General features: G+C 43.5%; 19 protein-coding genes. 5 read left to right on the top strand and 14 right to left on the bottom strand.

From position 1 onward, the window contains the following. Nucleotides 1-49: 49 nt before the first annotated feature. On the bottom strand, nucleotides 50-1243 hold the full coding sequence (locus tag R7035_RS00030) for a class I SAM-dependent methyltransferase (protein ID WP_256901114.1): 1194 nt from the start codon (nucleotides 1241-1243) through the stop codon (nucleotides 50-52). 161 nt (nucleotides 1244-1404) lie between these two features. Next, complete coding sequence (locus R7035_RS00035) at nucleotides 1405-2808, bottom strand: methyl-accepting chemotaxis protein (RefSeq protein WP_318145909.1); 1404 nt, start codon at nucleotides 2806-2808, stop codon at nucleotides 1405-1407. A 90-nt stretch (nucleotides 2809-2898) separates the two neighbouring features. On the opposite strand from R7035_RS00035, the gene yccX reads away from it, so the two are divergent. Beyond that, complete coding sequence (gene yccX / locus R7035_RS00040) at nucleotides 2899-3171, top strand: acylphosphatase (protein ID WP_017634611.1); 273 nt, start codon at nucleotides 2899-2901, stop codon at nucleotides 3169-3171. Nucleotides 3172-3173: 2 nt separating this feature from the next. On the opposite strand, the gene R7035_RS00045 is transcribed toward yccX, so the two are convergent. Then, complete coding sequence (locus tag R7035_RS00045) at nucleotides 3174-3503, bottom strand: TusE/DsrC/DsvC family sulfur relay protein (RefSeq protein ID WP_005377396.1); 330 nt, start codon at nucleotides 3501-3503, stop codon at nucleotides 3174-3176. Between the two features lie 407 nt (nucleotides 3504-3910). Here R7035_RS00045 and R7035_RS00050 point away from each other — a divergent pair, with 407 nt between their 5' ends. Further along, complete coding sequence (locus R7035_RS00050; protein WP_005377398.1) at nucleotides 3911-4285, top strand: chromosome partitioning protein ParB; 375 nt, start codon at nucleotides 3911-3913, stop codon at nucleotides 4283-4285. Nucleotides 4286-4361: 76 nt separating this feature from the next. On the opposite strand, the gene R7035_RS00055 is transcribed toward R7035_RS00050, so the two are convergent. From R7035_RS00055 to R7035_RS00075, 5 genes are all read right to left on the bottom strand, one after another. After that, a complete protein-coding gene (locus tag R7035_RS00055) occupies nucleotides 4362-5030 on the bottom strand; it encodes a Bax inhibitor-1/YccA family protein (protein ID WP_005494926.1) in 669 nt (222 codons plus the stop codon). 249 nt (nucleotides 5031-5279) lie between these two features. Beyond that, nucleotides 5280-6029: an amino acid ABC transporter ATP-binding protein gene (locus tag R7035_RS00060; RefSeq protein WP_005377400.1), complete on the bottom strand. Its 750-nt coding sequence runs from the start codon at nucleotides 6027-6029 to the stop codon at nucleotides 5280-5282. A 23-nt stretch (nucleotides 6030-6052) separates the two neighbouring features. Beyond that, nucleotides 6053-7150 carry an amino acid ABC transporter permease gene (locus R7035_RS00065; RefSeq protein WP_104979214.1) on the bottom strand — a complete coding sequence of 366 codons (1098 nt, stop codon included), beginning with the start codon at nucleotides 7148-7150 and terminating at the stop codon, nucleotides 6053-6055. Between the two features lies 1 nt (nucleotide 7151). Further along, nucleotides 7152-8357: an amino acid ABC transporter permease gene (locus R7035_RS00070; protein WP_256901113.1), complete on the bottom strand. Its 1206-nt coding sequence runs from the start codon at nucleotides 8355-8357 to the stop codon at nucleotides 7152-7154. A 218-nt stretch (nucleotides 8358-8575) separates the two neighbouring features. Next, entirely contained in the window at nucleotides 8576-9604 is a 1029-nt protein-coding gene (locus R7035_RS00075; RefSeq protein WP_005377403.1) for an amino acid ABC transporter substrate-binding protein, read from the bottom strand. 460 nt (nucleotides 9605-10064) lie between these two features. Here R7035_RS00075 and R7035_RS00080 point away from each other — a divergent pair, with 460 nt between their 5' ends. Then, nucleotides 10065-10985, top strand: a complete 921-nt coding sequence (locus tag R7035_RS00080) for a bifunctional precorrin-2 dehydrogenase/sirohydrochlorin ferrochelatase (RefSeq protein WP_318145910.1) — start codon at nucleotides 10065-10067, stop codon at nucleotides 10983-10985. Nucleotides 10986-11085: 100 nt separating this feature from the next. On the opposite strand, the gene R7035_RS00085 is transcribed toward R7035_RS00080, so the two are convergent. Further along, on the bottom strand, nucleotides 11086-11568 hold the full coding sequence (locus R7035_RS00085; RefSeq protein ID WP_005377415.1) for a YajQ family cyclic di-GMP-binding protein: 483 nt from the start codon (nucleotides 11566-11568) through the stop codon (nucleotides 11086-11088). Between the two features lie 21 nt (nucleotides 11569-11589). Further along, nucleotides 11590-12648, bottom strand: a complete 1059-nt coding sequence (locus tag R7035_RS00090) for a 3-deoxy-7-phosphoheptulonate synthase (protein ID WP_005390197.1) — start codon at nucleotides 12646-12648, stop codon at nucleotides 11590-11592. Nucleotides 12649-13020: 372 nt separating this feature from the next. On the opposite strand from R7035_RS00090, the gene R7035_RS00095 reads away from it, so the two are divergent. Further along, complete coding sequence (locus tag R7035_RS00095; RefSeq protein WP_005377418.1) at nucleotides 13021-13518, top strand: DUF4442 domain-containing protein; 498 nt, start codon at nucleotides 13021-13023, stop codon at nucleotides 13516-13518. Between the two features lie 33 nt (nucleotides 13519-13551). On the opposite strand, the gene R7035_RS00100 is transcribed toward R7035_RS00095, so the two are convergent. Further along, nucleotides 13552-14904, bottom strand: coding sequence for a hypothetical protein (locus R7035_RS00100; protein ID WP_005377421.1), 1353 nt, complete (start codon nucleotides 14902-14904; stop codon nucleotides 13552-13554). Nucleotides 14905-15096: 192 nt separating this feature from the next. Between R7035_RS00100 and R7035_RS00105 the strand changes: the two genes are divergently transcribed. Next, a complete protein-coding gene (locus R7035_RS00105) occupies nucleotides 15097-15930 on the top strand; it encodes a S1 RNA-binding domain-containing protein (protein ID WP_054576876.1) in 834 nt (277 codons plus the stop codon). Between the two features lie 285 nt (nucleotides 15931-16215). On the opposite strand, the gene rsmF is transcribed toward R7035_RS00105, so the two are convergent. From rsmF to R7035_RS00120, 3 genes are all read right to left on the bottom strand, one after another. Further along, nucleotides 16216-17652, bottom strand: coding sequence for a 16S rRNA (cytosine(1407)-C(5))-methyltransferase RsmF (gene rsmF / locus R7035_RS00110; protein WP_170890642.1), 1437 nt, complete (start codon nucleotides 17650-17652; stop codon nucleotides 16216-16218). Between the two features lie 150 nt (nucleotides 17653-17802). After that, a complete protein-coding gene (locus R7035_RS00115) occupies nucleotides 17803-20451 on the bottom strand; it encodes an MlaD family protein (protein WP_017634276.1) in 2649 nt (882 codons plus the stop codon). After that, nucleotides 20444-21694, bottom strand: a complete 1251-nt coding sequence (locus R7035_RS00120) for a paraquat-inducible protein A (RefSeq protein ID WP_005377429.1) — start codon at nucleotides 21692-21694, stop codon at nucleotides 20444-20446. The genes R7035_RS00115 and R7035_RS00120 overlap by 8 nt, the downstream gene beginning before the upstream one ends. Nucleotides 21695-21714: the final 20 nt, after the last annotated feature.

A 21714-nucleotide genomic window follows, 5' to 3' on the forward strand; every position in this document is an offset into this window, starting at 1 on the left:
AAAGGGCCAGTAGGCCCTTTTCTTCTGCTTTGTCTTACTTATTCGTAGCCTAAAGCACTTTACATGCAAAACCTTTTAAGTAGAAGCCTTCTGGATATGCTGTATCGGTTGGGTGGTCAGCGGCTTGCTCAAAACGCTCCACAAACTTTACTTGGCGGTTAGCGTCTACGGCTGCATCAGCGATGATTTTCTGGAACAGAACTTGATCCATCAAGCCAGAGCACGAGTAGGTCAGTAGCGTGCCGCCCGGTTTTAGAATTTGCATTGCTAGCATGTTGATGTCTTTGTAACCACGACATGCGCCGTTTAGTTGTGCTTTGCTCTCTGCGAACTTCGGTGGGTCCATGATCACAACATCGAACTGAGTTCCTTGATCACGATACTCACGAAGCAGCTTAAACACGTCTGCATTTAGGAAGACGGCACGCTTCTTCGAAATATCAAACTCGTTTAGTTCTGCGTTGAATTTTGCGGTATCTAAAGCAGGTTGTGACACGTCAGCGTTAATCACACGCTTTGCATCACCTTTTAGAGCGTAAAGTCCGAAGCCACCAGTGTAAGAGAAGCAGTTAAGAACTTCTTTGCCTTTCATATATTTCATCGCTTGCTGGCGACTATCACGTTGATCTAGGTAGAAACCTGTTTTGTGTCCGCCAACGATATCTACACTAATCTTTACGCCGTTTTCTTCGATGACGACAGATTTTGGAGGCACTTCACCGTGCAATGCGCCAGTGGTCTCTTTCAAACCTTCTTTCTTACGAACGGCCACGTCAGAGCGCTCGTACACATTACAATCAGGGAAGCACTCAACCAGAGCGTCAACAATAGCCTGCTTATTGTGTTCTGCGCCAGCACTGAGAAGTTGGCACACAAAGAAATTTTGGTAACGGTCGATCGTAACGCCAGGTAAGCCGTCAGACTCTGCTGCGATAAGGCGATAACCCGTAAGGCCATCACGTTCGATAATGTCTTCACGAAGAAGTTGTGCGTCTTTAAGTCGTTTAACGAAAAACGCGGTGTCGATTTCTTCTTTCTCAAAACTCCAAATACGAGCACGAATTTGTGAAGCTGGCGAATATGCCGCCTTAGCTAGCCATTTACCGTCGTGAGTGAATACATCAACCGTTTCGCCAAGAGCAGGTTCGCCCTCAACTTTGTTGATGCCTCGAGAGAAGATCCAAGGGTGCTTGCGCTTGACCGATTTCTCACGACCTTTAACCAAATAGATAGCAGCTGTCATTTCATTAGCTCTTGTTGAATTTTGAAAGGGGCGTATTGTCCGGGATGTGAATGGTAAAAGCAATATCCCTCGGCAATCCAGTACATTGTAGTGACTTTTAAATACAAAAAAGGTCACTAAAGTGACCCTTTTATTTGAATTTGCTGTAACAGATTCCGTTGCTATGCTTTAAGTCCAGTAAGTAGTGCTTCCATTGTGTCGCTTTGCTTACGCAGTTGATCAACGTTTTGTGAAGTCGTGCTTATCATATTGCACACGTTATCTGCTTGAACTCGAATTTCTTCAACGCTTGAGGCGATATTGTCCGCGACTACACCTTGCTCTTCAGCTGCTGTTGCAATTTGAATGCTACTGTCGGAGATAGTTTGATTTTTATCTGCCAAAGAGCCGATTTCGTGATTCACTTCCGTCATGAGGTTTTGTCCCTCATTTGCATTATTAACTGTAACTTCCATCAGCTTAGTAAGTGATTGGCTGTTACGCTGTAACGATTCAATCATCGTTTGGATTTCAGCTGTCGCTTGCTGAGTGCGTCCCGCAAGAGCGCGAACCTCATCCGCAACGACCGCAAATCCACGACCTTGTTCTCCAGCACGTGCAGCTTCAATAGCCGCGTTCAGAGCAAGTAGGTTGGTTTGCTCGGAGATCCCATTGATTGTTGTCACTACTTCATCAATTTGTGCTGCATTGGCATCTAACTCGGCAACGGCTTGAGACGCAGATTGAATCTCATTAGAGAGGTTCGAAATCGAGTGAAGCGTATTCTCAACTTTCACTTGTCCAGACTGAGCCACGTTTCGCGCATCATCGGTTTGCGTGCTTGAATCGTGAGCTAGTGTCGCGACTTCTCGAATCGTTGATGCCATTTGTTCAGTTGCACTCGCAAGAGAGTTGAGGTGTTCCTGCTGAGTCGCTGAAATATCTGAACTGTGATGAATCGATTGATTCAGATCTGAGCTAATTTGTTGCATTAAAGCCACAGACTCTTGAATCGACAGCACCATTTGTTGCTCTCGTTCTGCAACTTTGTCTATCGTAATAGCAATTTCACTAAACTCGTCGCGAACAGGGAAGAAGTTCATTCTCGCAGTTAAGTCGCCACCCGCAAGAGTGTTTAATGCTTTGTTCATCGTGAACATCGCGCCGCCAATAAACGTCATGATGTAGTAAACGCCAAGAGCGAGAATAAACAAGCTCACACAGATAATGCTCACTTGAGTCGTTGATAGGGCAGCCCATAAAGAAAGTTCATGGTTCGCAACCAAACTGTACGTACCATTTAAAACAGACACGGATTGCGGACCAGAGCCAATAGAAACGGTTTCTGAACCCGCTATGAGGCTTGCTACTTGAGATTGAGAAAGGTTGCCTGCCTCTATCAGGCCTTTCATAAGCATGAGCTCTTCTTGGTACATACTTGAGATCAGTGTATTAGCCGCGCTATTAAGGACGAGAGTGAGAATGACTAAAGCAAGAAGAGGGAGAACGAAGAGCAAATAGAACTTTTCTTGAATCTTTAAGTGAATGAGATACTTATCAATCCAGCGGAATGGAATTTCTTTCATAATTATAATAACCGTGCAAAAACCCACTATCCTTAGTGGGGTGAATAGACGAAAAGAATATATCACTCAGTAAAAAGAAGCGGTACAAAGATGAACGTAAAGTGTGAGAGATTTATAGTAAAAGGTCATGTTCAAGGCGTGGGCTTTCGTTACCATACTTCCCATCAAGGATTGAAGCTAGGGTTAACAGGTTATGCGAAGAACCTAAACAATGGTGATGTTGAAGTGATGGCGTGTGGAACAGACGCGCAAATAGTTGCGTTTTCGGAATGGTTACAAGAAGGACCGCGAACGGCAACAGTAGAGCATGTGATGCAGGAACCTGCGTCGTATAAGCCGTTACGCGGTTTTAAAATTTTATGAATCTACAAGCATTTAGCTGGCTTTGGTAGGCCGGCTAATTTGGTTGCTTGTTTGGCTGGCCCCTTTTTAAACAGCTTGAATAGATACTTACTGTTACCTTTTTCTGGGCCGTGCGCTTTTTCCATCGCTTTCACAAGCATACGCACAGCAGGGGAGGTATTAAACTCTTCATAAAAGTCTCGCACAAAATGCACAACTTCCAAATGAGCATCCGTAAGCTCGATGTCTTCTTCTTTTGCTAAAAGCTCAATCATACCTTCTTCCCATTGAGTATGATCCAATAAGTAGCCTTGAGCATCCGTTTCAATTTCTTTGCCGTTGTAAACGAACATAACGTTTTATCCGTTAAGTAAACATGGATGTTTATAGATTAGCGACAGCCGAGAATGTTCTCAACAAAAGAATCTCGAAGTCGTATCGAGCGAATCAAAAGCGTACAAAATGGTGAGTGTTTTTGACTGAGCTAGGCACTTTGATATAAATGCTCTTTTATTCAAATAAATAGGAAACTATTCAGTTTGTTAGAAATTTTACGGGGTGAGTACCAACGAAATTGCATGGATATCCAGGCTTATTCATTTTTGTTTTGGTTTTTTCTTGGCTACTTGTCTGATTATGGGATTTTAAGGTGAATGAATAGCTGACAACGTTGTGTTTGTTTTCATAGACCGATATTCTCTTTGATTGATGAAAAGCCTGTATTCAGGTTAGAAACAACAATGATGACAAGGAGTTAGTCATGTCGAAACAACGTTACATTGAGATTAATGACAATGTAAAATCCACTTGGTCCATCGAGCGTATTTGGCAACTTGCAGAATCCTTACCTGTAGAAGAAATTTCGATTGATGATATCAAAGGCCCAAATGAAGTGACTTGGTTTAGTCATGAAGGGCCACAGCCAACCTGCCGTGAAATTGCAAAACATTGCCAACGAATCAACAATGCTGATTTGTCGTATCCGGTAATCTTAACCAGTGACTATCGTGTTTTTGACGGTATGCACCGAATCGCCAAGCAAATCATGTTAGGAGAGGAAACGATCAAAGTGAGACGCTTTAGAGAAAATCCAGAAGCTGACGAAGTTATAGAGTTGTCAGTAGAGCAGGCGTAATACACTGAATTGCACACAAAGAAAAAGCCCGAAGGAATTACCTTCGGGCTTTTTTATTCTACTTAACGAGAAACGATTAATCGTCGTTCATGATGCCTAGAATGCTTAGCAGACTAGTGAACAAGTTAAGGATGTTTAGGTACATCGAAATTGTTGCACTGATGTAGTTTGTCTCTTCACCACGAACGATACGACTTGTATCGAATAGGATGAAACCAGAGAACACGAGTGCAGAAACACTGCTGATTACTAGGTGAGCCATTGTTGAACCAACGAAGATGTTAATCAGCGCTGCAACGATCACAATGATCAAACCTGCCATCAGGAAGTTGCGCATGAAAGAGAAATCTTTCTTGCTTGAAATGGTGTAAGCCGATAGGCCAAGGAACACCATACCAGTCAAACCTAGAGCTTGAGCAATGATAGTAGGACCGTTTGGAATTGATGCGTAGTAGTTAAGCATTGGACCTAAAGCACCACCCATTAGAGTCGTGAAAACGAATGTCCAAACGATACCAGATGATGAGTTGATTGCCTTTGGCATAACAAAGAACAAAATACCAATCGCTGCAAGCTGCATCACAATTGCCATGATTGGTGAAATTTGCATTGCCATAGTCGCGACTGCTGCGATAGCACTGGTCATCAGTGTCATCGACAGTAGGAAGTAAGTGTTTTTCAGTACTTTGTTAGTTTCTAGTGTATTAGGAACACTTGTTGAACGAGTAAACATTGGACTGTTCATAATTATCCTCAATAAGGGAGTTTACTATTGGTACATTTATGGGGCTGAAAGTTCAAAAAATCAAGCCCTTTTCATGCATATCCTAGATAAAATGATAATGGAAATAAGATGTTATGTATTTGGCAACTTGTAACACAATATTACTGCCTAGCATAGCTATGTTGATTCTCACACGGATTTTTGAATTTAGTAACAAAAAGCACTGGCTTCATAGAAACCAGTGCTTTTTTATGTCGATTCGGCTAAATCTTAGTGGTGTAAGATTTGCGCTAGGAAGTTTTGGGTCCTATCCGATTGAGGATTTTCGAAGAAATCAACAGGGTTGTTTTCTTCGATGATCTCTCCTGCGTCCATGAATATCACGCGATCGGCAACTTCTTTAGCAAAGCCCATTTCATGTGTCACACAAAGCATAGTCATGCCTTCCTCGGCGAGTTCGACCATTACATCCAGTACTTCGCGAACCATTTCCGGGTCGAGTGCAGATGTTGGCTCATCAAAAAGCATGACTTTAGGGTTCATACACAAAGAGCGAGCAATCGCCACGCGTTGTTGCTGACCACCAGACAACTGACCGGGATACTTCTCCGCTTGGTCTGGAATTTTAACACGTTCCAGATATTTCATCGCAACTGCTTCTGCTTCATCTTTTGGCATCTTCTTCACCCAGATAGGCGCGAGCGTACAGTTTTCCAGTACGGTTAAATGAGGGAAGAGATTAAAGTGTTGAAAGCACATGCCCACTTCTCGGCGTACTGCTTCAATGTTCTTTAAGTCTTCAGTTAATTCCGTACCAGAGACGTAAATGCTGCCTGCTTGGTGCTCTTCAAGACGGTTAATACAGCGAATCATCGTTGATTTTCCCGACCCTGATGGACCACAGATAACGATTTTCTCGCCGCGCTTAACGTCGAGGTTAATATTTTTTAGTACGTGAAACTCACCATACCATTTATTCATGTCCTTCAATTGGATCATGTAGTCTTGTTGTTGCGTCATAATACGTCCTTGATCTTGATGAGTTATCGTTTGTGACCGGTATGAAGTTTGTTTTCAAGCCATATCGAATAGCGTGACATGCCAAAACAAAATACCCAAAACACTAACGCGACAAATACATAACTTTCTGTAGCAAAGCCTAACCATTCAGGGTCGGTGTTTGCTGCTTGCCCTATACCGAGTACGTCAAACATACCAATGATGAGTACCAAACTGGTGTCTTTAAACAAACCGATGAAGGTGTTCACGATAGAAGGAATAGTAATCTTTAGCGCCTGTGGCAAGATAATCAGCCCAGTCTTTTTCCAGTAACTTAACCCAAGCGCATCAGCGGCTTCATATTGACCTTTCGGAATGGCTTGTAGACCACCGCGTACCACTTCTGCCATGTAAGCGGAGGCAAACATAACCACACCGATAAGGGCGCGAATCAGTTTATCTGTCTCTGAACCTTCAGACATAAACAATGGAAGCATAACCGAAGCCATGAACAAAACCGTAATAAGCGGAACGCCACGCCAAACTTCAATGTAGACGGTACAAATGCTGCGAATGATCGGCATCTCTGAACGTCTACCAAGCGCAAGCACCACACCAATTGGCAGTGAAACTACGATACCAACTAACGCAATAATGAGCGTAACGAGTAATCCACCCCATTTGTGTGTATCGACCACTTCTAGTCCAAAGACACCCCCGTATAACAGCCCAGCGATGATGAATGGATAGATGTTTACGAAGAAAAGCCAAATCCACATCCGTTTCGGTGTCTTCTCATACGCGAGTAAAACAGTAAATATGGCCAATGTGATATAGAAAAGGCGAGGGCGCCATAGTTCGGACTCTGGATAAAAACCATACATGAACTGCTCCCAGCGCACGCTGATAAATACCCAGCAAGCACCATCTCGGCTACAGTCGTCACGCGTTGAGCCAATCCAGTCTGCGTTAATAAACGCCCAATCCACGATATACCATATTGCAGTTACGACAATATACGCAAGAATGACAGTAACAATGGAATTGACAGGGCCATTAAATAGATTTTTCCGCATCCAACCAACGAAGCCTACAGTATTGGCGGGTGGCGGGAGATCCGGTTGAAATTGATGAGTACTCATATTATCTCTCCACCAGCGCGACTTTACGGTTATACAAGTTCATTAATGCAGACGTAATCAGACTTAATGTCAAGTACACGCCCATCGTCATAGCAATGATCTCAATCGCTTGTCCCGTTTGGTTCAGGGTAGTACCAGCAAACACAGAGACAAGATCTGGATAACCAATCGCCATCGCTAACGATGAGTTTTTGGTGAGGTTGAGATATTGACTGGTTAAAGGTGGAATAATAATTCGTAACGCTTGAGGAATGACAACAAGCTTTAAAGTTTTCGAGCGTGGTAAGCCTAGCGACATCGCTGCTTCGGTTTGACCATGACTAACCGCATTAATACCAGAGCGAACAATCTCAGCAATGAAAGAAGCTGTATAAACACTCAATGCCAAAAGTAGCGCAGCCAATTCAGGAATAATGCTAATACCACCTCGGAAGTTAAACCCTTTTAGTTCAGGATAATTCAGTGAAATTGGCATACCAGCAAGGAAGTACACAACCAATGGAAGGCCAACAACTAAACCCAAAACTATTCTTCCCATTGGGGTTTGTTGCCCAGTGAGACGTTGCTTATTATTCGCCCATACATTAATTAAGAAGCTTGCGATTACCCCGAAGATTAACGCGGCAATAACGTAGCTACTGCCAGGTTCCATAGTCGGTGCAGGGAAATATAAGCCACGAACGTTCAGGAAAATAGCTTCACCAAGACTTAAGCTTTGGCGTGGTGAGGGTAATGCTTGAAGAACAGCGAAATACCAGAAGAATATTTGCAGAAGAAGGGGGATATTTCGGAAAGTTTCGATATAAACTGCCGCTAAACGACTAACCAACCAGTTAGAAGAAAGGCGGGCAACCCCCATGGTAAAGCCAATCACAGTAGCCAGAATAATACCTAATACGGAGACTAACGCCGTATTAAGAAGGCCGATGATAAATGTTCTACCGTAAGAGTACGTTTCATCGTATTCAATTAATGTTAACCCAATACCAAACCCGGCTTCTTGATTCAGAAAACCGAAGCCCGTTGCAATACCACGAGCATCTAAGTTATTGAGAGCGTTGTTTACAATCGTGTAAAAGAAAAATACCAGTGCAGCAATGGCAATGATCTGGAAAATAGCAGAACGAAAGGCAGGATTATAAATCAGGCTCTTGCTTCCGCTTGGTTTGGACATCGTACTTGGCGATGCATCTTGTGTCGGTTTCATACAGCGATAACCTCAAACCTTAGTTATAGATATCGGCCTGTATAACGAAGTTTCGTCCTTGCTGGCTAAAGAATAACGCTCTCATGTCTAGCGGCTTACGAACCTTTAAAGCCGTTCCACAAAGCGAGCGCTTTTCGCCATCCAATGAGCGATCCTTACTCATACAGTGAGATATAATCAAGAAAAAGGGCGGCATGAACCGCCCTGATTAACTCTTTCTATCGGATTGGTGGCGCGTACATAAAGCCGCCTGCATTCCATAGCGCATTAACGCCACGAGAGATTTCTAATGGCGAACCAGTACCGACTGTACGTTCGAAGCTTTCACCATAGTTACCAACTTGTTTGATAACCTGGTAGCCCCAATCGTCGCGGATACCCAACCCTTTGCCTTTAGGGCCATCAACACCAAGGATACGCTTGATGTTTGGATCTGTTGACTTCAGCATTTCATCCGCATTCTTCGAACTAATACCGTATTCTTCAGCGTTAATCATCGCAGACAATGTCCACTTAGCGATGTTAAACCATTGATCATCGCCTTGCCGAACGACTGGACCTAGTGGCTCTTTAGAGATGATTTCTGGAAGAACGGCCGCAGAGGACGGATCTTTCAAATTCAAACGTAGTGCATAAAGGCCAGATTGGTCAGTTGTTAATACGTCACAGCGTCCCGCATCAAAACCTTTCGAAGTTTGCGCCGCTGTGTCGAATACCACTGGTTTGTACGCCATGCCTTGGTTGCGGAAATAATCTGCAAGGTTTAGCTCGGTTGTTGTACCTGACTGAACACATACCGACGCACCATCAAGCTCCTTAGCACTTGATATACCAAGTTCCTTCTTCACCATAAAACCTTGACCGTCGTAGTAGTTCACACCTACGAAGTTTAGGCCCAGTGCAGTGTCGCGGTGGAGAGTCCAGGTCGTGTTACGGGAAAGCACATCAATCTCACCAGATTGAAGCGCAGTGAAACGTTCTTTTGCGGTTAGGGGTACATATTTAACTTTCGTTTTATCCCCAAGAACGGCTGCAGCCAGTGCTTGGCAATATTCTACGTCGATACCTTCCCATTCGCCTTTTGAGTTAGGGTTAGAGAAACCAGGTAGACCGGTACTTACGCCACAAGTAAGAAAGCCTTGTTTTGTGACTTTGTCCAGAGTAGTGTCTGCTGCTTGAGCTGATGTTGCCATCATCGCAGTAGAAGCCGCTACGACGGAAGCAAGAACTGTGAGTTTATTTGCCATTTGTATCCTTCCTGTATGATCCATGTTTAATCAGGAGTGACCTGAAATAACGTGTCCAATTCGTTAGAGTTATCGTCCTACGTGATTGATTTTCGAAGAAACGGCATTCGATAGATCAACCAGTTATAAGCGTAGGAAAGGATCTGTTAATTCTCAAATATATAATTTAAATGAAGTTTTGAGAGAACTTACAAAGTGCCTTGAGATTTAGAATGACGAAATGTTAATTGTTTGTAAATAGTGCAATTCATGGACAATTTGGTGCATCAGAACAATCAATAGAAGAGTGAACAATACAAAAGAATAAAAAGTTGTTATTAAAACTGTCATTAGCTGAGCAAGGTGAAGTTCAGTAAAAATTCAAACAAAAATTATTTGTGATACCGAAACAGGGTGATGAGCTTGCCCCATTTTTGGTAGCATGGTCTACAACAGCTAATTAGAGTAATCATGGATTGAAATGCGATATTTTCCTCTGTTCTTAGATTTAATTAATAAACCCGTTCTCGTCGTGGGTGGCGGTGAGGTGGCAAGCCGAAAGGTGGAAGCGTTGCTAAAGGCTGGGGCGGATGTGACTATCGTTTCTCCGACGTTGGTTGATTTTCTGTCTAAGCTTGCTTCTGAGCGTCAACTGCGCTGGGTACAACGTTTCTATTCGAGTGACATTGTCACTAAAAGCTTTGTTCAAGTGTGGGTGACGACAGACAATCCTGAGCTAAATCACCAAGTGTACAAAGATGCTAAAGAGCTAGGCATCTTGGTTAACGTTGTGGATGATAAGCCTTACTGTGATTTCATCACGCCGTCAATGATTAATCGTGGCCGCATCCAAATCGCTATCTCTAGTGGTGGAGCTTCGCCAGTTTTAATTCGAAACATCCGTGAAAAGCTTGAATCGATACTGCCACAAAACATGGGGTTGATGGCGGATTTTGCTAACTCAAAGCGAAACTCAATTAAAGAGGCATTGCCTAGCGTCGATTTACGCCGTAAGTTTTGGGAGCAATTCTTCTCGAATCCCGAGGTTGAAAACGCACGAGATAATCGAGAGTTAGAAGCAATTTACCAAGCGACCGTGGCAACACCTTTAGATGAAAAGGGAAGTTGTACTTGGGTTCATGTTGGGAAAGATGTTGAGATGTTGCCAATAAAAGCCGTACGCTATATGCAACAAGCGGAGCTGGCTCTGTACTCAACTCGATGTGAAGCGAATGTGTTAGAACTAATACGAAGAGATGCAGAAAGAGAAGCTTTCTCGAGCGCTGCTGAGCTTTCGGATATGCTGGCTAAGGCTAAAGCTGAAAAGCTTCGAATTTGCGTGTTCATACCACAAGGAACGAGCGAATTCGTATTGCTGCAAGGACAGGACTTAGTTATCTAGCAATGCCAAATGCTAAAGTGGATACGTAGTTCGTTACACTAAAGTAAATAAAAACGCCAGCGGATTATGCGCTGGCGTTTTTATTTACTTCTCAGATTGATTAATCACGGAAGTTGTTAAACTGGAATGGGATACCCATCTCTGCTTCACGAATCGCTGCCATTGTCGCTTGCAGGTCGTCGCGTTTCTTACCAGTAACACGTACTTTGTCGCCTTGAATAGAAGCTTGTACTTTTAACTTTGCGTCTTTGATAAGTTTCACTACTTTTTTCGCCGTTGGAGTATCAATACCTTGGCGGAAAAGCAGAGTTTGGTGCCAGTTTTTACCAGTAACGTCTGGGTCTTGTGCATCCATTGCGTTCGCGTCAATGTTACGCTTCGCTAAGTGGCCGCGTAAAATGTCGCGCATTTGCTTAAGTTGGAAGTCACCTTCCGCAGACATTTTTACGTTTTCTTCTACTAGCTCAAAGCTCGCATTTACGTTGCGGAAATCGAAACGAGTAGACAATTCACGGTTAGCGTTATCAACGGCGTTACGTAGTTCAACCGTATCGATTTCAGAAACAATATCAAACGATGGCATGAAGATTCCTTGATTATTTTGTTATAGGGACTTTCGGGACTTAACAGCGCTTGCCAGCATATCTAGCATTGTAGCAGTGTCTTCCCAACCTAGGCATGGATCTGTAATAGACTGACCATACGTTAGGTTATTGATGTCAGTCATTGGCTGATTGCCTTCAAGAATAAAGCTTTCAGCCATGATACCCGCAATACGAGTGCTGCCTGACTTAATTTGGTTACAAATGTCCTGAGCTACGTCGATTTGTTTTCTGTGTTGCTTCTGACAGTTTGCATGGCTGAAATCCACAACCAAACGTTGTGGCAATCCAAACTCAGCTAAAGCATCACATGCTTGTTTGACTGATGCTTCATCAAAGTTAGGGCCTTTTTCTCCACCGCGCAGAATAATATGACCGTAAGGGTTACCACTTGTGCGGTAAACCGTCATTCGACCGTTCTTATCTGGCGAGTAGAAGTAATGCGATGCTTTCGATGCGCGAATTGCATCAATTGCAATTTTTACGTTGCCATTTGTGCCATTTTTGAAACCAACTGGGCAAGATAGTGCCGACGCCATTTCACGGTGAATTTGTGATTCCGTTGTGCGAGCACCAATCGCGCCCCAAGTGATCAAATCCGCGATGTATTGACCAGTGATCATATCAAGAAACTCAGTAGCAGTCGCAAGACCAAGCTTGTTGATATCCAGTAGTAGTTTACGAGCTTTATGAAGACCAGCTTCAAGTGCGTAAGAACCATCTAGGTTAGGGTCCGTAATCAAACCTTTCCAACCAACTACTGTACGAGGCTTTTCAAAGTAAGTACGCATCACGATAAACAGTTCGTCTTTGTACTTGTCTTGGATTTCACTCAGGCGAGTGGCGTAATCAATGGCAGCTTCAGTGTCGTGAACAGAACACGGACCTACAATCGCAAGAAGGCGATCGTCTTCACCCGATAAAATGTTTTCAATCTGACGACGAGATTGAGCGATACGGTCTGCAACGTCATCCGTAATAGGATGTACACTACCTAGCTCTGCTGGGGTAGGCATTGGACCCAAAGGTTGGGTTCTCAATTCATCTGTTTTTATAGGCATGTTATAGCTTTATTCTCTATTGCGAAGGGGTAAAGATAACGGAATTACAGGCAGGAATAAACCGTTTCACGGGAATCTTCGCCAGGAAATACCGAATTGTATACAAAGGTGTAGGTATTCATTTAAATGACTTATGTATAAATGACAAAACTTGATCATTAAATCAATATATATACATTTGAATTTATAACCATTTTATCTATCTCGCTGTAAGGTAATCTAAGTAACTGCGATAAACTTCATACCTCACGGGTGACGCCGTCACTTCCTGAAGGTTAAATAACTCGTGAGATCGAGCTTTTGTTAACATTTCTTTGACATCTATTTCTTTCGTTGATTAACTGGTCTGACTAGATTGGTAAGGAGACCAAAATGTTATCAGCTCTACGTCGTGCGAATTTGTATCTAAATCTGTTTGGCTTTTCAAAAGTGCCGCTGATTTGGCTTTGCCACCCTAAAATCATTGCGATAGATAGCAAGCATGTTGAGGTTCGTATCCCATTGCGCAGAAGGACGAAGAACCACCTGAATAGCATGTATTTCGGTGCTTTAGCCGTTGGCGCTGATGTTGCTGGTGGTTTTCTTGCTATGAGTAAAGCGCAAGAAAAGGGAGAAGCGATCTCGCTGGCATTTAAAGGTGTGAAAGCCGAGTTTTTAAAGCGCCCGGAAGCCGATGTGCACTTTGTTTGTAACGATGGTCATGTCATTGATGAGATGCTCGAGCACACCTTGGCAACGGGTGAACGAGTAAATCGTGACGTAAAAATTGTCGCGCTGTGTCCTAACTTACATGGTGACGAGCCAATGGCTGAATTCTCGCTTACTCTTTCGATAAAAAAAGCAGCCCAACAAAGAAAAGAGGCTGCCTAGTGGTTTGTGGCTCGCTTGTTTAAAGGTGGTGGCTTAATTGAGTTCAATCTTCTCGATAGAGACGATTTTGGAGCGATTTAAGACCACTTTCCAGCGGTAATAAACAGGCTCATCGGTGTGGTTGTCCTCTTTGACAATCACATTGAGCAAATGACGTTTCTCTACTGACTCTTTGGTTACTTGACCTTCATTTAAACGGTAAACTCGGTTTGAGCTTTTATCCATCAAGCGGATGATAGGGCGCAAACTGATGTTCAATGTTTCTCTCGTTTGTTCGTAACCACTCAAGAAAAGAGAGGTCGCCATTTCGGTTTTCTCGTGATAATGAAGAATCTGCTCTTCACGTTGCACGACGCGTTTTTTACGTATTCTTTGAATCTTATCCGGCAAGCTACTTAAGGTACGATAATCGAGCCACTCCAATTTTTTGCCAACCACTTTTTTCGTCGTTGGATCAACATACTTCTTACGCCATTTTGGCTTGCCTTTACGGATCCATCGCCACATGGCATCGCGTAAATCATCTTTAAAGATTTCTCGTAAAGCGTAAATAAAAGACATCGCGATAATGAATGAGGCAGAAATTTCCCCCAGATAATCGCGAGCGAGAATCACTGTCGAGGTCACGACAACCATCACTAAACCGGTTGCAATACCTTTGATAGCGCGCTTAATGTTGTTACCCATCGATATGGTTTCTTCACGAAGCACGATAGGGTGTTCAATCAATCGCCTTAGCAAGCGCATTTTGTTAGATAGGCGAGTAACGTCTTCAACGACTCTTGATGAGTTGTATTTGTTGAGTTTACGATGGGCTTGCTCTTTCTCACATAGCGTGATCAGACGCTTTTTGATCGTGCCATAGTCGCCTTCACGTGGTAGATGGGCCACCAGTGACAGGAACTTTTGCTCGGTATACCAAGACAGATAGTTATCGATGTTAACGTAGTAGCGTTTTAAGTTCTCTTCATAAGGAATAGAACGCCGCAAGCGCTTTAAGATCTCAAGCGTGAGCTCGATAACTTCGTCCACTTCATCTTCCGTTACGGAGTTGTTCTCATGCTTGTTTAAACTTGCTACCGCTTTGTCTAGCGCGATAACGTATTGGTAAGCGAACAAACTCAAACTTACTCGGTATTGCTGATTCGACAGGCGTCCACGTTTGGCAAGTCGACTGTGTACTAGCGGAAGAAGGATTTCAGTACTGTAATAAGATCGTTGCTGTGTGATTGAGGTGTAATAAAATTCGGATTCACTGATGATATCGGCGTTTAAACCAAGCTCACCAGGTATAAAAAAGTAAATATCTAGGTCGACACTTTTGCTCTTTGCGAGTGCATGACTGATTTTTAATGTTATTGAGTCTTGTTTATCGACGGTGACCAAAGAAAGCTCCTGACTTTGCTAAAGCATTCTTAACTTATGCGTTCCGTTGAGCAGGTAAGTATAAGAGTGCTAAAAGAGTGACTGGGGCATATAGCTGAACGACAACAGCATAACAGAGCACTATGCTTTTCTCTCTGATTTTCTTGTTAGTTTAGGTATAATTCCACGTAAATTTAAAAAGAGACAAAATCAATGATTAAAATTGGTCAAATTAACAGCTTAGAAGTCATTAAAAAGGCTGATTTTGGCGTATTTCTGGATGGCGATGATTACGGTTCTGTTCTACTACCTAGTAAGTATGTACCAGAGGGTACTGAAATTGGTGAGTATGTAGACGTATTTCTGTACTTCGATTCAGAAAGCCAACTTGCTGCGACCATTGAAAGACCAATTGCCCAAGTGGGTGAGTGGGGTTTAATGAAGATTGAGGGTGTGAATGCGACAGGTGCTTTTGTAAATTGGGGCATCAAAGAAAAGGACTTACTGATTCCTTTTAGTGAGCAACGCACTCGCTTCTCTGCCGGACAAACCATTTTAGTGTATGTTTATACCGACAAAGCGTCAGGTCGCATTGTTGGTACGACTAAGTTCAATAAATGGTTAGATAAAACTCCAGCGAATTATGAAGTTAACGAACAAGTTGATTTGATCATCGCAGAGCGTAGTCAACTTGGTTATAAAGCTATCGTTAACGGTAAGCATTGGGGCATGATTTTCCCATCGGATGTTTTTGGTAAGCTTTACATCGGTAAAAAGCTGAAAGGCTTTATTAAGCACATTCGTGAAGATGGTAAAATCGACCTTGCTCTACAAAAAGTAGGTGTGGCGAAAATGGACGATCTTTCTAGTAAGATCCTTGACCTGCTAGAGAAGAAAGGCGGATTTTTGCCTTTGAATGACAAGTCGTCTCCTGAAGCGATTTTTGATGCTTTCCGCACAAGTAAAGGGACTTATAAAAAGACCATCGGTGGCTTATACAAGCAGGGTAAAATTGTCATTGAGAAAGACGGTATTCGTCTAGCGTAGTCCAAACTCACGTATAGCGGATCTACAGCCAAAAAAACGGCCCAAACTTTTCCTTTTTTTGGGCCTAGGGGAAACGGCTCCGCAGAGCCTGCGCTAAACTTGTCCAACAATAATTTTGTTGGTGAACATAGAGAGAAATGCCACATCAAAGCATTACTTTGATACAACTAGTTTAGTACAGCGTGTCCGGATCGCTAGCGAGCCCACTTGCTTTCATACTTACGAATTAAAAAGCCATCGCAAATACGATGGCTTTTCATTTATTTATGGTTCGTTTTACGTCTTTTAAAATAAGTTCTTATCTCGTACTAATTCGCGAGGGAGACCATTCTTTATTCGGTTGCTTACCCACTTGCCAAGGCCAATAACTGCGCCTTGATAGGTGACAAGCACTTCGCCTTTACCTGTTTTCATTCCCTCAGGAATGGTTTGTGGGCGAACATCACGCCCCATGTACCATTCGCGCGCTTCTTCAATACTGAGTTCAATGGCGTTGCTTTCAGAACCTGTCGCCAGGGCAGTCGCGACTTGGTGTTGCCAACGGTAGCCATTTTTATGTGCTTCCGCGATCTTTATACCCATACGGGAGAAGCGTAATTCGCCGATCATCGCTTCTAAAGCATTAGGGAATAACCAGACATCTTTATCGCGAAGCCATACAGAACTGTCATTTGGAAGTTTAATACCTAACGCGCTTTGGAGTTGTTGAGCAATTTCTGTCGATTCTTTTTTTGAAGTTTTAGCAAAGGGGAATTTCCCCATGCGCTTTTTGACTTCTGGCGCCTCAACAGCAGCCTGTTTGCGAATTCTTGCAACAAAGAACCCTTCACAGTCGTAGACCTGCGGGAAAATATGCAAAAAGCCTTCTTCAGTTAGAGCTGCCTCTGCGTTTTCAAACAAGTTCTCAAGGCTTTCAAACTCTACAGCATCCCCAAAGGTTTCTTTCAAGTGTTGACAAACTTGTTGGTTTTCTTCTGTACTGAGCGTACATGTTGAGTAAACCATCACACCACCGGGCTTTAATGCATGGAAGGCGCTTTCAATAAGATCTTTCTGTGTGTCAGCGATGTCGAGTACGGAAGCTTGCGTCCAGTTTTTCATCGCATCTTCGTCTTTGCGAACGGTGCCTTCTCCAGAGCAAGGCGCGTCGAGCAAAACCGCATCAAATTGTTCTGGTAGCCAACCGCCAAAAACGCGCCCATCGAAGTTACTTAGTGCGGCGTTACGTACTCCACAACGTTCCACATTAGCGTGCAGTACTTTTACACGACTTGCGGCGTATTCATTGGCCACAAGCACACCTTCGTTGTTCATTAAAGCTGCAATTTGAGTGGTTTTTGAGCCTGGAGCGGCTGCGGTATCTAACACGGCATCGTAAGATTCATCATTCATAAACAGAGCAGATACCGGCATCATCGAACTGGCTTCTTGAATGTAGAATAAGCCAGACATGTGTTCTGCTGTGTTGCCTAATGGTACAACTGACTCGTCCGCTTCAATCCAAAAACCTGTGTCACACCAAGGCACGGGAGAAAGCTTCCAGCCTTTTGCTTCTGTTCGTTCTAGAAACGCTTCAACACTGATCTTCAACGTATTAACTCGAATACTTTTGCGCAGTGGCTTTTGGCACGACGCGATAAAGTCTTCCATGTTGAGGTGAGCAGGAAGAATAGTTTGGATTTTTTCCAGAAACGCGTCTGGGATGTAAACATTAGGATGCAATGTGGGATCTCGTTTGCAGAATTTGTGGCAAATAATATACGAAAGCGAAGCAGAAACGAATAGTGACAAGGGCCGAGCAATAAAAAAGAGCAGCGATTGCTGCTCTTTTAAAATGATCAAACTTCAATTGTACGTGAATTGAGCTTTATTCTACGGCTTCGGAATTGCTGTACGCCATTGAGTCCAACCTTCTTCAGCTTGTGGATACAAAAAGAAAGATTGCCCACTCTTTGCCGCTGGTGGAATAGTCGATTGCTCTGGCGTTGAAAACGCAATTCCTCCGCGAACTAAACTATCAAAGGTTCCCGCTTTGATGTTAGCGCCGGTAAGCCCGATGGAAACATCTACTCCTGAAACATTCCAGAACACACTGTTTTGACGAACGAGGTAAGCATATTCAGGCTGTATTTTGATAGTCGTGACGATGCGATCAGCAAATTCTCCTAGGCTTACGTCGGTCACTTGGCCAACTTCCATCTGGCGGTAAAGAATAGGGGTACCGACTTGTACTGAGCCTCTTTGTTCACTTTGTAACGTAAACATGATTCCATGCACGCGTTCTGAACTATTTTCTAATTGAAAATCAAATTTAGCTTTACCTTTACCTGGTTCAACACTGATGGATTTCGACACCAACGCCCCGAGGTTTTTAACGCCACCTAAACCAATTTCTGGTTCAGTTAGCCAAAAATGTGAGCCTTCAACTGCAATGTTTTCTACGTATTCAGGTAGGATCCTTGCAGTGACTTCAACCATGTTACGACGAAAATTCGGTACAACCAGAGTGATTTCACCAACTTTAACACCTTGATATTCAATCGGCATTCCTTTAGCAATCTCTTGCGAACCGTCGGTTTCTAAAGCAATGACGCGCCCAAACTTGCGAGCGGTTTTTTGATCAGAATACAGCTTCCAGTTTTCTCCGATTTTGTTTTCAACGCCTGGTACGGAGTCAAAAGCGATGCCACCTTCGATTAACGACTTCAAAGGGTGCGCTTTCACACTGACGCCAGCTAATGATGCATCTATCTCAATCCCTGAACGATTCCAAAAAACGGTTTGTGGCGTTACAAGATAAGCGAAGCGGTTTTCGATAGTAGCCTTAATTAGTACTCCGCCATCAACTAGTTGGAAATCGGAGACGTTACCAACTGGAAGATTACGATAGAGTAGAGGGCTGCCTTTGGAAATCGGCGGCAATTCAGAAGCAAATAGTGTTAGCGCCCTAGAGCCACTTTGATTGTACTGCGCCAATTCAGCCAATGATTCATTTTGGAACAGTTGATACTCTTTTTGAATATCCTGCTTGCCTTCGCTCACAAAACTAATTGACCCGGTTAACAACTGCTTTGCTGGAGGAACGGTAACGCTGAGCCCCGATTCAGTTAACTCTGCTGATGCACTGCCGGTTACATAAAAACGATTGTTTGATTTGATCAGATGTTTGTATTCATGGTCAATCAATACATCCATAAATACTTCGTGTTGTGATTTTTTATCTTCCTTAACTAGGCCCACTTTGATGATTGAACCAACAACGATGCCTTTATAAAGTACATTGGCACCGCTATCTAGGCCAAACGAATTGTCGGACACCAACCGAATCGCGATAGACTTTTCTTGCTGTTGGTTAAACACGTTTTTACGAATCGCAGTAAAGCGGCGAGAGCGTTCACCCGCGCCCGGTACGATCGTTAAGAAGTTTCCTCGCACTAAATTAGCAATGTTTTCAACACCAGAAAGGGACACCTTTGCTTCTTCTAAGACAAATCGAGTACCTGTCGTCAGCATGTCACTAAAAGCGGGTTGAATTGCCGCTGACGCCAATATCACTTCTCGGCCTTCGGAAAGGCTCAAGTCCGTAACTTGGCCAATTTCGATTCCGCGATACATAATTGGAGCGCCTTCTCCGCTGATCTTGCTGTCATCAGGTAGGACGATTTTAACCGCGATGCCTCGACCAGCAGTTTTCAAATCTTTATACAAACGGAACTCGGTGTTCTCTTCTACAGGCTCACCATCATCCGGAGAGTCGACGGCGATGGCGCCACCTAGTAAGGCACTCATGCTTTCTAGTCTTACATCGACACCTTCAAAACCGATGCTGGCACCAATTCCACTGACGTTCCAGAATCGACTGCGGTTGTTAATGATATGTCGGTATTGATCCTGAATGTTGGCTTGAATAGTGATAGATTTTGCATCTTCATCTAGCTGGTAACTGTACACTTCACCGATTGGGATTTTCTTATAAACAATTTGAGAGCCAACCGATACACCACCTAAATCACGGCTTTTGAGCTTAATATTCAAACCTTGAGAAACGCGTAAATCTGTTGGGGCAGAGTCTAACGCATGGAATGTTGTCTCAAACTCTTGACCATCTCCGGGTTGAATCGAGATGTAGTTACCTGAGACGAGCGCATCCAGTCCGGAAACTCCCGTTAGGCTAGCTGTTGGTTTTACTAACCAAAAGCGTGTTTTATCGTTCAGTAACTTTGCAGCTTCAGGATAGATATCAGCATCGACATAAATACTGCCGAGATCTTCGGTGAGGTTAATGTCTCTTACCATGCCGACTTCTAATCCTTGGTAACGGATAGTGGTTCGGCCGGCGACAAGACCAGCGGCATCAGAAAAATAGATTTGCACTCGTTGTCCTGCATCGTGTATCGACTTCACAACAAGCCAGCCAGCTAAGACCATGGTCAAAATTGGCAACAGCCAAAGAGGAGATATGCCTTTACTCCGCTTTACATCTGGTACGTATGACGTTTGAGAACTGTTCTGATCACTCATTCATTGACTCTTTTTCTGATTGTTTTGGGCTTGTTTGGTCCCAGATTAGCCTTGGATCAATACTTTCTGCTGCAAGCATGGTCAATACAACGACAACACCAAATGCTACCGCGCCATATCCTGGTGTGAAATCCAGTATCTGACCACGATCGACTAACGTCATCATGATAGAAATAACAAACAAATCCATCACAGACCATTTACCGATCCATTTAACAACAAAGTAAACCATCATTCGTTGTCTCTTAAACACCGAACGTTTGAATTGGATGCAAAGCATGATGTAGGCGAGCCCAAGTATTTTAATCACCGGGACAACGATACTGGCAACAAAAATGATCGCAGCGATTCCATACATGCCGCTTTTTACCAAACCAGCCACGCCTGAAAAAATAGTGTCCTCCAAACGCTTACCATTGGTAAGCAAGATGGAAATAGGGATCAGGTTAGCAGGGAAGATGGCGACCGTTGCTGCGATGAGGTAAGCCCATGTTTTCTGAATGGAGTTTGGCTTGCGATGATATAACTCGTGATGACAACGCTGGCAATGGTCACCTTCAGGTTGGGACAAGTGGCATTCATGGCAATGCACATCTTTATGCTCAAAAGCATATAAACTTTCTGGCTTCCAAGCTTCCCAATAACGACGGACGCTGATTCTTGAAACTAACAAAACGGTAAATATCTGCAAAAGAACCAGACCAATTAACCCTGGACCGACGAAAATGTCGGAATAATCTTGGAGTTTAAAACAGGAAATGGCGATGCTAACTAAGAACACATCCAACATAACCCAATGCTTCAAATGTTGAATTAGCCACAGTGAGATACGAAGCCCACGGAACCATCGTTGATGTAAAGAAATATGTGCCGTTACCACTGAAACACAAACCGTCAGTGGCGCAAGAGAGCTACAAAATAGAATGAGCAATGAAAGAAGAACAAATCCTTCTTCCATCAATGTGATCATCCCTGAAGGTAGGGTTGCCGGAATCATCACACCAAAGAGTCGGATGCTAATAAAGTTAAAAAAGTGCGATGGAATAAATAGTAGGATGCAGGTTATCGCGACGGCTAGATTACCAGAGAGGCTAGGGCTACCTCCGCGATATAATTGTGTACCACAACGAGGGCAGTGTGCATTTTTGCCATGGGGTAAGTCGACGATGTCGACAGGCAATTCACAACCTTGGCACAAACGTACGTTATTGGGTTGCATGGCGTGCTTAGACAGAGAGGTCATAACGACCTCTCTAGCTTGAA

The sequence above is a fragment of the Vibrio sp. 1731 genome (assembly GCF_033339955.1).
GTDB classification, from domain to species: Bacteria; Pseudomonadota; Gammaproteobacteria; order Enterobacterales; family Vibrionaceae; genus Vibrio; species Vibrio alginolyticus.